General features: G+C 65.7%; 15 protein-coding genes. 5 read left to right on the top strand and 10 right to left on the bottom strand.

Going from position 1 to position 15,245, the window contains the following annotated elements; all coding sequences use genetic code 11:
- Positions 1–3: 3 nt before the first annotated feature.
- From AC1DIQ_RS11450 to AC1DIQ_RS11435, 4 genes are all read right to left on the bottom strand, one after another.
- Positions 4–474, bottom strand: coding sequence for a F0F1 ATP synthase subunit B (locus tag AC1DIQ_RS11450; RefSeq protein WP_088433763.1), 471 nt, complete (start codon positions 472–474; stop codon positions 4–6).
- A 111-nt stretch (positions 475–585) separates the two neighbouring features.
- A complete protein-coding gene (gene atpE, locus AC1DIQ_RS11445; RefSeq protein WP_088433762.1) occupies positions 586–888 on the bottom strand; it encodes a F0F1 ATP synthase subunit C in 303 nt (100 codons plus the stop codon).
- 66 nt (positions 889–954) lie between these two features.
- Positions 955–1,785: a F0F1 ATP synthase subunit A gene (gene atpB, locus AC1DIQ_RS11440; RefSeq protein WP_282262884.1), complete on the bottom strand. Its 831-nt coding sequence runs from the start codon at positions 1,783–1,785 to the stop codon at positions 955–957.
- Positions 1,786–1,816: 31 nt separating this feature from the next.
- Entirely contained in the window at positions 1,817–2,185 is a 369-nt protein-coding gene (locus AC1DIQ_RS11435; RefSeq protein ID WP_172407534.1) for a hypothetical protein, read from the bottom strand.
- Positions 2,186–2,722: 537 nt separating this feature from the next.
- Between AC1DIQ_RS11435 and AC1DIQ_RS11430 the strand changes: the two genes are divergently transcribed.
- Positions 2,723–3,541: a TonB-dependent receptor gene (locus tag AC1DIQ_RS11430; protein ID WP_121040084.1), complete on the top strand. Its 819-nt coding sequence runs from the start codon at positions 2,723–2,725 to the stop codon at positions 3,539–3,541.
- Positions 3,542–3,846: 305 nt separating this feature from the next.
- Here AC1DIQ_RS11430 and lpdA read toward each other — a convergent pair whose 3' ends face one another.
- From lpdA to AC1DIQ_RS11410, 4 genes are all read right to left on the bottom strand, one after another.
- Entirely contained in the window at positions 3,847–5,661 is a 1,815-nt protein-coding gene (lpdA, locus tag AC1DIQ_RS11425; protein WP_478050060.1) for a dihydrolipoyl dehydrogenase, read from the bottom strand.
- Between the two features lie 17 nt (positions 5,662–5,678).
- Complete coding sequence (locus tag AC1DIQ_RS11420; protein ID WP_478050059.1) at positions 5,679–6,326, bottom strand: hypothetical protein; 648 nt, start codon at positions 6,324–6,326, stop codon at positions 5,679–5,681.
- Positions 6,323–7,726: a dihydrolipoyllysine-residue acetyltransferase gene (gene aceF / locus AC1DIQ_RS11415; protein WP_121040090.1), complete on the bottom strand. Its 1,404-nt coding sequence runs from the start codon at positions 7,724–7,726 to the stop codon at positions 6,323–6,325. The genes AC1DIQ_RS11420 and aceF overlap by 4 nt, the downstream gene beginning before the upstream one ends.
- A 200-nt stretch (positions 7,727–7,926) precedes the next feature.
- Complete coding sequence (locus AC1DIQ_RS11410) at positions 7,927–8,448, bottom strand: DNA-deoxyinosine glycosylase (RefSeq protein WP_282262876.1); 522 nt, start codon at positions 8,446–8,448, stop codon at positions 7,927–7,929.
- 192 nt (positions 8,449–8,640) lie between these two features.
- Here AC1DIQ_RS11410 and AC1DIQ_RS11405 point away from each other — a divergent pair, with 192 nt between their 5' ends.
- From AC1DIQ_RS11405 to glpK, 3 genes are all read left to right on the top strand, one after another.
- On the top strand, positions 8,641–9,273 hold the full coding sequence (locus AC1DIQ_RS11405; protein WP_019183623.1) for an OmpW/AlkL family protein: 633 nt from the start codon (positions 8,641–8,643) through the stop codon (positions 9,271–9,273).
- 162 nt (positions 9,274–9,435) lie between these two features.
- Positions 9,436–10,929, top strand: coding sequence for a glycerol-3-phosphate dehydrogenase (gene glpD / locus AC1DIQ_RS11400; protein WP_152151081.1), 1,494 nt, complete (start codon positions 9,436–9,438; stop codon positions 10,927–10,929).
- A gap of 48 nt (positions 10,930–10,977) precedes the next feature.
- Positions 10,978–12,477, top strand: coding sequence for a glycerol kinase GlpK (glpK, locus tag AC1DIQ_RS11395; RefSeq protein ID WP_152151079.1), 1,500 nt, complete (start codon positions 10,978–10,980; stop codon positions 12,475–12,477).
- 72 nt (positions 12,478–12,549) lie between these two features.
- On the opposite strand, the gene AC1DIQ_RS11390 is transcribed toward glpK, so the two are convergent.
- Both AC1DIQ_RS11390 and AC1DIQ_RS11385 read right to left on the bottom strand, forming a co-directional pair.
- Positions 12,550–13,344 (bottom strand): MetQ/NlpA family ABC transporter substrate-binding protein, encoded by a 795-nt coding sequence (locus AC1DIQ_RS11390; protein WP_121040102.1) that lies wholly within the window; start codon positions 13,342–13,344, stop codon positions 12,550–12,552.
- Between the two features lie 113 nt (positions 13,345–13,457).
- Positions 13,458–14,423 carry a helix-turn-helix transcriptional regulator gene (locus AC1DIQ_RS11385; RefSeq protein ID WP_121040104.1) on the bottom strand — a complete coding sequence of 322 codons (966 nt, stop codon included), beginning with the start codon at positions 14,421–14,423 and terminating at the stop codon, positions 13,458–13,460.
- 90 nt (positions 14,424–14,513) lie between these two features.
- Here AC1DIQ_RS11385 and AC1DIQ_RS11380 point away from each other — a divergent pair, with 90 nt between their 5' ends.
- Positions 14,514–15,125: a hypothetical protein gene (locus tag AC1DIQ_RS11380; protein WP_478050058.1), complete on the top strand. Its 612-nt coding sequence runs from the start codon at positions 14,514–14,516 to the stop codon at positions 15,123–15,125.
- Positions 15,126–15,245: the final 120 nt, after the last annotated feature.

Below are 15,245 nucleotides of genomic sequence, written 5' to 3'. Positions count from 1 at the left end.
CGATCAGATCTCCGAGGCCAGCTCGTCGAGCAGCGCCTTGTGGGCGTTGGCGTCGATTTCGCGCTTGAGCAGCTTTTCGGCACCGCTTACGGCCAGCGCGGACACCTGCTTGCGCAGATCTTCACGGGCACGGTTGGCGGCAGCGTCGATCTCGGCGTAGGCCAGATCTTTCTGGCGGTTGGCTTCGACGATGGCTTCATTCTTGGCGGCATCAACGATCTGGTTGGCGCGTGCATGGGCCTGATCGATGATCTCGTTGGCCTTGGTGCGCGCATCCTTCAGTGCATCGTTGACCTTTTCCTGGGCCTGGGCCAGGTCTTTCTGGCTGCGGTCAGCAGCGGCAAGGCCTTCAGCGATCTTCTGCTGACGCTCTTCGATGGCGTTCATCAACGGCGGCCAGATCTTGGTCGCGATGATCCAGATCAGTCCGGCAAACGCCAGTGCCTGGGCAACGAGGGTAAAACCGATATCCATGGGGTTCGCTCAATCTGGGGTGATGGGGTGGTTGCGCCGCCCGAAGCGGCGCAGCCGTCCTTCATCCGCGATCAGGCGCACAAGGCGCCTGATCGTTTCGCTTTCGCTGGATCAGCCCGCAACGGCCGGCAGACGTGCAACGAACTCGCCGATGGTCGGGTTGGCGAAGGCCAGCAGCAGGCCGACGGCGACCGAGATGATGAACGCGGCATCGATCAGGCCGGCGGTGATGAACATGCGGACCTGCAGCACCGGAATCAGTTCCGGCTGGCGCGCGGCCGATTCCAGGAACTTACCGGACATGATGGCCAGACCGAGACCGGCACCCAGCGCGGCCAGGCCGATCATGATGCCGACGGCGAGGACGGTGGAGCTCTGGACTTGGGCGAGGTTGGTCAGGACGGCGAAGTACATGGTTTTCTCCTGGAACTTTGGATAACTAAGGGTTTAGAAACAAACGGATGAAGGGTGAAGCGAAACTCAGTGAGCGTCTTCCGACAGGCTCAGGTACACGATGGACAACATCATGAAGATGAACGCCTGCAGCGGAATCACCAGCAGGTGGAACAGCATCCAGCCCAGGCCGAATGCACCGCCTGCGATGGCACCGGCGATACCCGCACCGCCCAGCACCCAGATCAGCAGGAAGACGATCTCACCGCCGAACATGTTGCCGAACAGTCGCATCGCCAGCGAAATCGGCTTGCTCAGCCACTCGACGATGTTGAGGATCAGGTTGAACGGGAGCATCCACTTGCCGAACGGCGCGGTCAGGAATTCCTTGGTGAAGCCACCCAGGCCCTTGGAGCGCAGCGCGAAGAACAGCATCAGGAAGAACACGCTGATCGACATGCCCAGGGTGGCATTGACGTCGGCGGTGGGAACCGGCTTCCAGAACGCGTAATCATGCGGATGGGCGGCGCCCATCATGCCGGCCACCCACTGGGTGAAGGCATTCATCGGGTAGCCGATGAAATCCGCAGGAATCATCTTGATGAGGTTCATCAAGAGGATCCAGAAGAAGATGGTGATCGCGATCGGGGTCACCAGCTTGCTGGTGCCGTGGTAGGTGTCCTTGGCCTGGCGGTCAACGAACTCCAGGCAGATCTCGACGAACGCCTGCCACTTGCCCGGGACGCCTGCGGTCGCTTTGCGCGTGGCCATCCAGAAGGCGAACACCATGATCAGGCCCATCAGGACCGACGTGGCGATAGTATCCAGATGCAACGCCCACGGGCTGTCACGCATCACCACAAGATTCTGCAGGTGATGTTGGATGTAGGAGGTGGGAGTTAGCGCCTCGCCTGCCATGTGTCCGGAACCTTGAGTTAAATAAATTGGATCAGCGCCTGGCCAGAGCCAGGACCTGGAACATCAACCCGACGGCGATACCGGCCAGCAGCGCCAATGCAGGCAGCTTGAAGACCAGGAACCCCACCATCAGGACGCCGAATACGAGCACCCACTTTGCCACCACCGCCAGGATCAGGCGGGTCATCGCCGAACCTGCCGCCTGCACCCCGCCGCCCAGCGCCATCCGCGCGGCGACCCAGCCGGCTGCAGAAACCGCCACACCGGAGAGCAGCGCCCCCAGAGCGGCCTTCGGGCCTCCCCACAGCAGCAGGGCAAGAGCCAGGACAGCCACTGCAGCCAGCGGGTAAACCGCTGCGCGCAGCATCAGTCGCCGACCCGCGTCAACGGAGTTCAGCACGTGAATGTCCTGCATGGTTGTGAGTAGGAAAGGCCGAGGCCGCAAGCCAGCGCCTCGTCGAGCCGCCAAATTATAGCAATGGGACAATTTGAGAGACAACCGCTGCCTGTTCATCCCGGATGTAAGCCCGCCGTTGGGGGCTTGTGGAAACCTGTTCCACCCTCGGGCCAATCCCACTGCGCAAAGAGGTGCCCGATGCGGCAGTGCAGCATGTTGAACTTTGGTCGCACACCCGGGTCAGACCCATCAGCCTGCCGTTGAATCCTCGTCGGCGTCCCGCGCGCAGGCCAGTACAGGGTGGCCCCGAAGCCCTCTCCGGGGCCACCCTCTTTTTGCGGTGCTGCCTGTTGATCCAGAACCAGGCCCCGCGCGGCCGGTCGTTAACGGTGATTCCACCCGAAAACGGCCACGGGGCAGACCTGTGTGCCCTCTGTCTGCATGAACGGTACACACTGCGTCCACCATACCTTCACGAATGGTGGACGTCGCAGTGGGCAATGTGACGGCACATCACTAGAACCACCGCAAGGACCCCCGATGCGCCCGATGCTCTCCCTGCTTGCCGTGCCAGTCGCTCTGGCCGCACTCTCCTACGCCGCTCCGTCCCACGCCGCCGAAGGCGATGACCGCTTCGCCCTGCGCCTGGGTGCGATGCAGATCGATTCGGACAACACGATCCGTGGCAACACCAACATCGCGGGTCAGGACGTTGGCTTCTCCGAAGATTTCGGCCTCGGTGGCAAGGAATGGGAGCCGCGCATTGACGGCATGTTCCGTATCAGCAACCGCCAGCGCCTGCTGTTCAACTACTTCAAGTACGACAAGGATCGCCGCGAGACCCTCGATCAGGGTGTCAGCTTCGGCGATACCACTGTGCCGGCCGGCAGCTTCATCAAGGGTGAGCTGAAGTACCAGGTCGCCAGCCTGGTGTATGACTACTCGGTGGTGGACACCGAGAAGTTCGACCTCGGCCTGCAGCTGGGTGCCGAGTACGCCAAGGTCAGCACCAAGGCCTACGCCGATGTCGGCGACCTGTACCAGGGCGAGTTCCTGGACGAGAAGGCCGACGGTGTGGCGCCGGTGGTCGGTGCACGCCTGAGCTTCACGCCGTCCGAGAAGTGGATGATCACCTTCCAGGGCCAGTACCTGAACACCAAGTGGGGCAACTTCGACGATTACGACGGCGACCTGAGCCGCGCCAATGCGATCGTCGATTACCGCTTCACCAAGAACTTCGGCGTGTTCGCCGGCTACGACTGGTTCAAGCTGGACGTGGACCAGAGCGGCAGCGATGGCACGATCGGTCTGAAGCAGGAGTTCAAGGGTCCGGTGGCTGGCGTCAGCTTCGTCTTCTAAGCCCTTCGCACTACCTCTCTCCAAGCGCGGCCTCCGAAATATCGGGGGCCGCGTTTTTTTTGTGCGCTTTGTTTTGGGGAGCAACTGCGGGTTGTTTGGGGGTCGGGCACGGACACCCTGTCGTGCGAATGTCCCCCGGCGACGGCCTGTGGCCGCCACCTCCTCCTTGATTTCGCCCCACAGGGTATCCGTGCCCGCCTTGACAGACCTCCGGTGGCCGCCGGGAGGTCAGCAACGAAAAACCCCGGCGTTCACCGGGGTTTTTCGTTGAACCGGAGCCACCACCCAGGGCGGTGATCGACCGATTATTTCTTCTTCGGCATGTACAGATCGGTGATCGTGCCGTCGTAGATTTCCGCGGCCATCGCCACCGATTCGCTCAGCGTCGGATGGGCGTGGATGGTGTGGCCGATGTCTTCGGCCTCCGCACCCATCTCGATCGCCAGGCCGATCTCGGCCAGCAGATCACCCGCGTGCACGCCGACGATCGCACCACCGATGATGCGGTGGGTCTCTTCGTCGAAGATCAGCTTGGTGAAGCCCTCGGTACGACCGATGCCGATCGCGCGGCCGCTGGCGGCCCACGGGAACTTGGCCACGCCGACCTTCAGGCCCTTGGCCTTGGCTTCGGTTTCGGTCACGCCGACCCACGCGATTTCCGGATTGGTGTAAGCCACCGACGGAATCACGCGCGCCACCCACTCCTTCTTTTCGCCGGCGGCCACTTCCGCGGCCAGCTTGCCCTCGTGCGTGGCCTTGTGGGCCAGCATCGGGTTGCCGACGATGTCGCCGATCGCAAAGATGTGCGGCACATTGGTGCGCATCTGGCGGTCGGCCGGGATGAAGCCACGGTCGGTGACCTGCACGCCAGCCTTCTCGGCATCGATCTTCTTGCCGTTCGGCGAGCGGCCCACCGCGACCAGCACGCGGTCGAAGGTGGTCGCATCCAGACCCGGCTTTTCGCCTTCCACGGCCGCTTCGAAGGACACGGTGATGCCGGCCTTGTCGGCCTTGACGTCGGTCGCCTTGGTCTTCAGGTGGACCTCGACGCCCTGCTTCTTCAGGCGATCGGCCAGCGGCTTGACCAGGTCCTTGTCAGCGCCCGGCATCAGCTGCTCCATGAACTCGACCACGGTCACCTTGCTGCCCAGCGCCGCATACACCGTCGCCATTTCCAGGCCGATGATGCCGCCACCGACCACCAGCAGCGACCCCGGCACGTCGGCCAGTTCCAGCGCATCGGTGGAATCCATGACGCGCGTGTCGTCCCACGGGAAGTTCGGCAGCTTCACCGCCTGCGAACCGGCCGCGATGATGCACTGCTCGAAGCGCAGCAGCTGGGTCTTGCCGTCGTCGCCGACGATCTCCAGCTCATTGGCCGAGACGAACCTGGCCAGGCCCTGCACGGTGCGCACCTTGCGCTGCTTGGCCATGCCGGCCAGGCCCTTGGTCAGCTGGGTGACCACCTTTTCCTTGTAGCCGCGCAGCTTGTCCAGGGTGATGGTCGGCTTGCCGAACTCCACGCCGAAATCACCGGCGTGGGCGACTTCATCGATCACCGCGGCGGCGTGCAGCAGCGCCTTGGACGGGATGCAGCCCACGTTGAGGCAGACGCCGCCGAGGCTGGCGTAACGCTCGACCAGCACGGTGTCCACGCCCAGGTCGGCCGAACGGAAGGCAGCGGTGTAACCGCCCGGGCCTGCGCCCAGCACCACCATCTTGCACTCGATATCGGCCGGCTTGCCCGACGACAGCGCCGGCTGCGGCGCGGCCGGTTCGGCCGGGGCGCGGTGCGACGGGGTCACCGGGGGCTTGCTGGCCGGAGCGGCCTCGGCCTTCGGCGCTTCCGCCTTGGCCGGCGCGGCAGGCGCGGCGGCCTCGCCTTCGGCGTCCAGCAGCAGCACGACGTCGCCTTCGGAGAGGTTGTCGCCGAGCTTGACCTTGATTTCCTTGACCACACCGGCGGCCGAGGACGGCACTTCCAGCGTTGCCTTGTCCGATTCCAGCGTGACCAGACCCTGGTCCTTCTTCACCGTGTCACCCACGGCGACCAGCAGTTCGATCACCGGGACACCGCTGTAATCGCCGATGTCGGGAACCTTGATTTCAATTGCGGCCATTCGTGTTCTCCTGGTGCTCAGCCGGCCTTGCCGCCGAGCAGTTGCTGCAGTTCGTCGAGCGACTCGTCCAGATCTTTCCAGCGACGGTCGAGCTTCTTTTCCTTGGTGTCGCTGGCTTCGATCAGCAGCGCCACCTGTTTCATCATCAGCCGGCCCGCGCCGCACGCCGGCCGGGTGCCGCTGTAACGCTGGCCATCCACGGTGAAGGACAGCACGTCACCGTCCAGCACCGGCGCCTTGCGGTCGCCGGGCACCTGCGCGGCCAGCGCGGCCTGCCAGCTGTGCAGCAACCGCTGCGCCAACGGCGCCGGGATGGTGACCTGGTACTGGTCCGGGGCCTGGTCCACACGCAGTTCCACACCGCCCTGGCGGGCGCCGCTGTTCCAGGTGTAGACGCGCTTGTCGGCCCGGCTGTAGCGCAGGGTCCATGCCTGGTCCTGGGAGCCGGGCAGCAAGGCGACGCCGGTCTCCACGCCACTCTTGGGCAGGCTCACCAGTGACAGCGCAGGCTGCACCGTGCCATCGAACAGGGTTTCCACCGCCTGGCCATAGTTGCCGACCGCCGGTGGCCAGCCATGGCCCAGGTCGGACGCGCATTCGCGCGCGCCCGCCTGCGCCATCGGCAGCGCCATCAGCAGCCCGGCCAGGACCAGGCCCTGCTTCACAGCAGGACGCGCCGCATGTCGGCCAACACCTGCGAGAGGTAGGTGGTGAAGCGGGCGGCCAGCGCGCCGTCGATGACGCGGTGGTCATAGCTCAGCGACAACGGCAGCATCAGCTTCGGGGCGAACTCCTTGCCATTCCAGACCGGCTGGATCGACGACTTGGACACGCCCAGGATGGCCACTTCCGGTGCATTGACGATCGGGGTGAACGCCGTGCCACCGATGCCGCCCAGCGAGCTGATCGAGAAGCAGCCACCGCTCATGTCGGCCGGGCCGAGCTTGCCGTCGCGGGCCTTCTTGGCCAGTTCGCCGGACTCCTGCGCGATCTGCACCACACCCTTCTTGTCGACGTCGCGGATCACCGGCACGACCAGGCCGCTCGGCGTATCGGCCGCGAAGCCGATGTTGAAGTACTTCTTCAGGGTCAGGTTCTCGCCGCTGGCATCCAGCGAAGCGTTGAACTCCGGGAACTTCTTCAGCGCCGCGGCGCTGGCCTTGACCAGGAAGGCGAGCATGGTCAGCTTGATGCCGGCCTTTTCGTTTTCCTTGTTCAGCGCCACGCGCAGGGCTTCCAGCTCGGTGATGTCGGCCTGCTCGAACTGGGTGACATGCGGAATCATCGCCCAGTTGCGGGCCAGGTTCGCACCCGAGATCTTCTTGATCCGGGACAGCGGCTGGACCTCGACCTCACCGAACTTGCTGAAGTCGACCTTCGGCCAGGGCAGCAGGTTCAGACCGCCACCGGCCGCCACAGTACCGCCGGTGGCAGCGCCGCCGCCGGCCAGGGCCGACTTGACGAACTTCTGCACGTCGGACTTGGTGATGCGGCCCCCCTTCTCGGTGCCGCTCAGCTGGTTCAGGTCCACGCCCAGCTCGCGGGCGAACACGCGCACGGCCGGCGAAGCGTAGGGCACCTTCTGCGGCAGCACGCTGTCGGCGTTGAAGGCCACCGGCGGGCTGGTCGGCGAGCCACCCGACGGGGCAGCGGCGGCCGGGGCCGGCTGGGTCGGCTTGGCAGCGGACTGCTCGATATCACGGGCGGCCAGCTTGTCCGGCTCGGCCTGGGTGGCGACCGGCTCGACCTTGGTCGCGGTCTCGGCGGCTTCGGCCTTGGCAGCGGGGGCCGGGGCAGCAGCAGCGGCCGGCGCAGCGGCGGCTTCGCTGACTTCGATCAGGGCCACAAGCTTGCCCTCGGAGAGGTTGTCGCCGATCTTGACCTTGATTTCCTTGACGATACCGGCCACCGAGGACGGCACTTCCATCGTGGCCTTGTCCGATTCCAGCGTCACCAGACCCTGGTCTTTCTTGACGGTATCTCCAACGGCGACCAGCACCTCGATTACCGGGATATCGCTGTAGTCACCGATATCGGGGACAAGTGCTTCCTTGATTTCGGCCATGGGGAAAACTCCGGCAATCTGGTGTAGGGAATCGCCTATTGTGGGGGCTTCGCGCGCCAGCGCCAACCAGCTTGGCGAATTTTCAGCGCCGCTGTCCCGGGACAGGCTGTTGCAGGCATCTGCTTTGGCCGGATTGGGCTTGGCACAGTGCAAAGTGGAATTTTCCAGTCGGTACCGTATTGTCCGGCGCTGTCCCCGCCTCAGCGCCGGATGGCATCGGCCAGCGGCTGCCATGCCTCCACCAGCCGAGGCAACGGCCACGCCGCGTTCGCCGGGCTGGTGGAGGGCAGCGACCAGACCGGCACCTCGTGCGCCGCATCAAGCAGCGCCGGCACGATGAAACGCTGGAACGCCCGGTACGCGGTGCCGCCATTGCAGGCGATCGCGCGCAGTGCAGGCCATCCGTCGATCAGTACCCCAAGCGCATTGGGCACTTCACTGCCGCGCACGATCGACGCATCCAGGCTGCCGCGTCGCTCGCACTGCCCGATCACATCCCACACGCCCACACCGCGCGCGTTCAATGCGCGCACGCGATCCGGATAAGGAAGCGCCGCGTCGATCCCGCACAGCACGCCCATCAGCGGCCAGAAACGATTGCGCGGATGGGCGTAGTACTGCCCTGCCTGCAGCGATGCGACACCCGGCATCGAACCGAGTACCAGCACGCGGCAGTCGACGTCCAGCTGCGCAGGGAAGCCGATGCACGTTGTGGTTTCCATCACACCATCACCAGATGAATGAATGTCAGGCATCGCATCATCGCCCGTAAATGCAGCGGTTTCGCACTGATCGCTGAATGGAAACAACTAAATTTTAACGTGCGTCGGATGCGATTCATATTGCGGGGACTACGGTTGCCTCGCCCCACAACACCGGGGCCCAGAACAAAAACATCCTGAGGAGATTCCCCCATGCGCTCCATCCGTACCCTGACCCTGGCTACCCTGACTGCTCTTGCTTTTGCGCCGGCTGCTTTCGCGCAGGACAGCACTGTTGATACCGCTTCTGGCAAGCACTTCGCCGTGGTCGGCGGCGTGTCGCTGCTGCAGCCCAAGAACGATCCGCTCGATGGCGTGCGCAAGGTGGACGGCGGCCCGGCCCCGACCCTGAGCTTCAGCTACTACATCAACGACAACTGGGCCGTGGAACTGTGGGGCGCAGCCGACAAGTTCGATCACCGCGTGCGCGGCACCGATGGCGCCCGCCTGGGCACCGTCGAGCAGCAGCCGATCGCGCTGAGCGGCCAGTACCACTTCGGCCAGGCCGACAACGTGTTCCGTCCGTTCGTGGGCGCCGGTTACTACGAGTCCAACTTCAGCAATGAAGACCTCGCCAGCGACATCGGCCATATCGGCGTCAAGACCGCCAAGGGCGCGATCGGCACCGTCGGCGTGGACATGAACATCAACAGCACCTGGTTCGCCCGTGCCGATGCCCGCTACATGCATTCGCGCCCGGAGCTGACCGTCAACGGTGAAGGCACCGGCGACAAGGCCAAGCTGGATCCGTGGACCGTGGGCTTCGGCATCGGCGCGCGCTTCTAAGCACGCCGTTCCACTTCCACGCAATACGTACAACGGGCCCCTCGCGGGCCCGTTGTCGTTGTGGGGCCTGCAACGTGGGGCCTGAAACTTTCATCGGGCGTTGCCGGCCGGTGGCCGACACTGGGGTGACGATGGACCGGACCGGTCCGCCCCGGGGAGCCGATGAGCGAATCCTTCGACGTGCTGGTGGTGGGCGGGGGCATCAACGGCGCCGGCATCGCCCGCGACGCAGCAGGACGCGGCCTGTCGGTCTGCCTGTGCGAGCAGGATGACTTGGCCGCGCACACTTCCAGCGCCAGCACCAAGCTGATCCATGGCGGCCTGCGCTACCTGCAGCAGGGCGAGTTCGCGCTGGTACGCAAGGCGCTCAACGAACGCGAAACGCTGCGCCAGCTTGCGCCGCATCTGATCGCCCCGACCCGCTTCGTGCTGCCGCATGCGCGCCATCTGCGCCCGGCGTGGATGCTGCGCACGGGCCTGTGGCTCTACGACCACCTTGGCCATGCCACTCCCCATTTTCCGCGCTCGCAGCGCATCGACCTGCAGCGCGATCCGAGCGGCGCTGCATTGCAGCCCGCCTACCGGACCGGCTTCACCTACGCCGATGCACGCGTCAACGATGCCCGGCTGGTGGTGCTCAACGCGCTCGATGCGCATGAGCGCGGCGCCGACATCCGCACACGCACCCGCTGCGAACAATTGATCCGCCACCACGATCACTGGTGGGCCGTACTGCGCACCGCCAACGGCGACGTGCAGCGCCTCCGCGCGCGCTGCGTGGTCAATGCCAGTGGGCCGTGGGCCGGCACTGTGCTGGAACGGGCCGGACTCGATGCCCCGTTGGGAGTGCGGCTGGTGCAGGGCAGCCACCTGGTGGTGCCGCGCCTGTTCGCCCATGACAGTGCGTACCTGTTCCAGCAACCCGACCAGCGGGTGGTGTTCGCGATTCCGTTCGAACAGGACTTCACCCTGATCGGCACCACCGATACCGACTACGACGGCGACCCGGCGCAGGTGCAGCCCCGCGCCGACGAACAGGCCTATCTGCTCGAGGCGGTGAACCGGTTCGTGCGCGTTCCGGTGCGCGCCGAGGACATCGTCTGGCGCTACAGCGGGGTGCGCCCCCTGTTGGCCGATCATCACCGCGATGCATCGCGGGTCACGCGCGACTACCGGCTGGCGGTGGATACGGCCGGCGCGCCGCTGCTGAGCGTGCTGGGCGGCAAGCTGACCACCTACCGCGCACTGGCCGAGGACGCGCTGGGGCGGCTCGCACCCGCGCTGCCGGAGATGGGCGCGGCGTGGACTGCCGGTGGGCCACCGTTGCCGGGGGGCGATGGCGGCACCGCCATAGAGGTGGCCGAAGCGCTGCAGCGTGACCACCCTCGCCTGCCCCCTGCCCTGCTGCAGCGCCTGGCCCGCAGCTACGGCACCCGTGCGGTCGGGCTGCTCGCCGGCGCACAGACACTCGACGCGCTGGGCCAGGACCACGGCGGCGGCCTCTACGACCGCGAACTGGACTACCTCATCGCGCACGAATGGGCCCGCACCGCTGACGACGTGCTGTGGCGCCGAAGCCACCTGGGCTTGCGCGTGGGCGCGGCACAGCGAGAAGCGCTGGCCGCCAGCCTGCAGGCGCGTGTTTCGATGCCGTAGGCTGTACGCCTGTCACGCCTCACGGCATCGATTTCCACGGAGCAGACCATGGACAAGCACTACGTGCTCGCCATCGACCAGGGCACGACCAGTTCGCGCGCCATCCTGTTCGATCATGCCGGGCGCATCGCCGGCAGCGCGCAACGCGAGTTCACCCAGATCTTCCCGCAGCCGGGCTGGGTGGAGCATGACCCGCGCGAGATCCTGACCAGTGTCTACACCACGATCACCGAGCTGTTGAACCGCTACCAGGTGGACCCGCGCACGATCGCCGGCATCGGCATCACCAACCAGCGCGAGACCACGGTGGTCTGGGACAAGGCTACCGGGCAGCCGATCCACAACGCCGTGGTGTGGCAGTCGCGGCAGAGCCATGCGATCTGCGAACAGCTCAAGGCCGATGGCCACGAGCCGCTGATCCGGCGCAAGACGGGGCTGTTGATCGATGCCTATTTTTCCGCGACCAAGATCCGCTGGATCCTCGATCACGTCGATTGCGCACAGGCACGTGCTGAACGCGGCGAGCTGCTGTTCGGCACCATCGACAGCTGGTTGATCTGGAACCTCAGTGGCGGCCAGGCGCACGTCACCGATGTCACCAATGCCGCGCGCACGCTGCTGTTCGATATCCATGCGCTGCAGTGGGACGATGAACTGCTGGCGCTGTTCAACATCCCGCGCGCGATGCTGCCGCAGGTGCGCAGTTCCAGCGAGGTGTATGCCACCACCCAGGCGCAGTTCTTCTTCGACCAGCACCTGCCCATTGCCGGCATCGCCGGCGACCAGCAGGCCGCGCTGTTCGGCCAGGCCTGCTTCGAGCCGGGCATGGCCAAGAACACCTACGGCACCGGCTGTTTCATGCTGATGAACACCGGCGAGAAGGCAGTGGTATCCGAGAACGGCCTGCTGACCACCATCGCGTGGGGCATTGATGGACGTGTGGAGTACGCACTGGAGGGCTCGATCTTCGTCGCCGGCTCGGTGGTGCAATGGCTGCGCGACGGGCTGCGGATGTTCGGCAAATCCAGCGATTGCCAGGCCTATGCCGAGCGTGCCGCGGACAATGGCGGCGTGTACCTGGTACCCGCGTTCGTGGGGCTTGGGGCGCCGTACTGGCGCAGCGATGTGCGCGGCGCGATGTTCGGGCTGACCCGCGGCACCACCAAGGAGCACTTCATCCGCGCGGCGGTGGAATCGATGGCGTACCAGACCCGCGACGTGCTGGCGGCGATGCAGGCCGATGCGGGGATCGAGCTGAAGGAACTGCGCGCCGATGGCGGTGCGATCGCCAATGACTTCATGGCGCAGTTCCAGAGCGACATCCTGGGCGTGCCGGTGCTGCGCCCGCAGGTGGCCGAAACCACCGCGCTGGGCGCGGCCTATCTGGCCGGGCTGGCCACCGGGTTCTGGCGCAGCCGGGCGGAGATCGCCGAGCAATGGGCGGTGGACCGCCGCTTCACCCCGCAGATGCCGGTGGATCAGCGCGAGGCGCTGTACAGCGGCTGGCAGCAGGCGGTGGAGGCGACGATGGGCTTCCGCGTGGGGTGAGGCCCGCGTCGGCGATCATTGCCGCGCGGGTGCGGCCAGCCACGCATGGCGTGGTTCTACCGTGGGTGCCGGTCAGAATGCCGGGAGGACCGCACCCTTGTACTTCTCGGCGATGAAAGCCTTCACTTCCGGGCCGGTCAGGGCCTTGGCCAGCTGCTGCACGCGGGCATCGTCCTTGTTGTCCGGGCGGGCGACGAGGAAGTTCACGTACGGCGAATCCTTGCTTTCGATCGCCAGCGCATCCTGGGTCGGGTTGAGCCCGGCATCCAGCGCGTAATTGGTGTTGATCAGGGCCAGATCGACCTGGTCCAGCACGCGCGGCAGCATCGCCGAATCCAGCTCGCGGAACTTGAGCTGCTTCGGGTTGGCGATGATGTCGCGCTGGGTCGCCAACGCATTGGTCGGGTCCTTGAGCGTGATCACGCCAGCCTTGTGCAGCAGGATCAGCGCGCGGCTGTTGTTGCTCGGGTCGTTGGGGATCACCACGTCGGCACCGTTGGGCAGCGCATCAAGCGATTTGAAACGACGCGAGTACGCACCGAAGGGCTCGATATGCACGCCGATCACCTTGACCAGGTCGGTCTTGCGGTCCCGGTTGTAGGCGTCCAGATAGGGCTCGGTCTGGAAGTAGTTCACGTCAACCTGCTTCTGCACCAGCTGGTCGTTGGGCTGCACGTAGTCATTGAAGACGCGCACATCCAGGGTCAGGCCTTCCTTTTCCAGGATCGGCTTGACCACGGCGAGGATCTCGGCGTGCGGCACCGCGGTGGCGGCAACCACCAGCTTCTTGGAATCGTTGGCCGGCTTGCCGCAGGCAGCCAGGGCCAGCGAGGCGGCGAGCAACGGGAGCAGCAGGTACTTTTTCATGGGGGCAGCGGGATCCATAAGGGCAGCAACGCCCCACGATACCGCACGCCCCGGCCCTTGCGGAATCCGGGGCATATGACCCCACGGCATGAGCCGATGCCGGCCCGGCCGGCTTACTCGTAACTGGTCAGTGCCAGTGCCAGCAGCGCCTTGGCCTGTTCGCGCAGCATCACCGGCTCCACGATTTCCGCGTCCGAGCCGTAGTGCAGCACGTCCATCAGCAGTTCGCGCGAGACGCTGTAAGGCAGTTTCAACTCATAGCGGCCATCGGGCAGGAAGCGGCCCTGCTGCTTGGAATGCCAATGCTCATCGGCCACCCAGCGTGCGGCCTTGGCACTGAACACGATGGTGGCCCAGCCCTTGGGCGGCCCGGAGAAGATGCCGTAGCTGGCGCCCAGCTGTTCGTCCAGCTCGGTCTCATCCACATCGCGCGCGGTGGTATCGATCACGCGTGCCTTGTAGATGCGGTCCACCGCGAAACTGCGCAGGCCTTCGCGACCGTGATCCCACGCATCCAGGTACCAGTTGTCGCGGTAGTGGGTCATGCGCTGCGGCGACACGGTGCGCTGGGTGGCCTCATCGGTGGAGCGGGCCCGGTACTCGAAGGCCAGCTGCTTGCGCTCCAGTACCGCCGAGGCGACGGCGCGGAAGCTGGCTTCATCGAACTTGCGGCCGCGGTGCGGAATCACCCGGACCCGGTCAACCGGCCAGGTCGAGACGCCGGCCTGTGCGGCCAGCAGGCCTTCAATCCGCTGCTGCAGCGGGGCCAGCACCGAGGACAGCACGCCGCCCCCCGTGCGCGAGAGCAGGTGCTGGGAGGCCAGCAGCGCGTGCAGTTCTTCCGAGCTGAGCCACAGGCCCGGCAGCTCGAAGCGGTCGCTCTCGTCGGCCTGGTAACGGAAGCCCGCCTCGCCGTCGCCTTCCACCGGGGCCATCAGCGCATCGCGCAGGAAGGCCAGGTCGCGGTAGACAGTCGCGCGGGAACACTCCAGTTTTTCCTGCAGGGCCGCCACCGTTACCGGGTAACGGGCGGACTTGAGCAGGCGATGCAGGGCGTTGATGCGTTCATATCGGTCCATGACCCGATTATGTCCGAGTCGCCGTCGTTGTGGCGGCTTCGGCTGCATCTTCGGCTATCGTGGGGCCCCCACCGCCTGCTGCCGCCCGTCATGCGCCTGTTGCCCGCCCTTGCCCTGTCCGCCGCCGCCCTGCTGCTCAGTGGCTGCGGACGCAGTGAAACGCCCGCGGCTGCGGTGCCTGCCGCGGCCGCACCGGCGGCCGACCCGGTCGGTACCGTGCTGGCCGCCAGCCAGCGCTTCGGCCAACTGCACAGCTTCCACGCGGTGATGAAGATGCAGGGCCCGCGCGCCCTGGAGGCGCAGATGGACTACGTGGCCCCGGACCACTATCGGCTGATCACCGACGATGGCCCGCAGACCATCATTGGCGGCACGTTCTTCCTGCAGCGTGCCGGCGAAGTACGCCAGATCCCGGTGCCCGAAGGGATGCTGGCCCAGTGGCGCAATCCATTGCCGGCCGATCTGGAGCCGGCACAGCTGCAGGTGCGCGACCTCGGCGAAGACCGCGCCGGTGGCCAGCGCGCGCACAAATACGAGGTGCGCCATGCAACCGCCGCGCCGGATGGCCTGCTGTACTGGGTCAATGCACAGGGCCTGCCGGTGCAGATCGAGCGCAAGGGTGAAACCAACGGGCAGCCGTTCCGGATCACCGTGACCTATTCGCGCTTCGACGACGCCTCTCTGCGCATCGATATTCCCTGAACAGGGGCCGAGGCCGAACGTGCCCTAAAGCCGGGGCCCGTCGCCGAATGTGACGCTGAACGCATCAAGTATCATCCCCCCCTTGTTGTCCCTCCCCCCTTGTCCGATCACGGAGAACCG

It is taken from the genome of Stenotrophomonas sp. 05L413 (genome assembly GCF_056397945.1).
The sequence above is the reverse complement of the archived record's forward strand: the minus strand, read 5'-3'. Positions and strand labels throughout refer to the sequence as shown.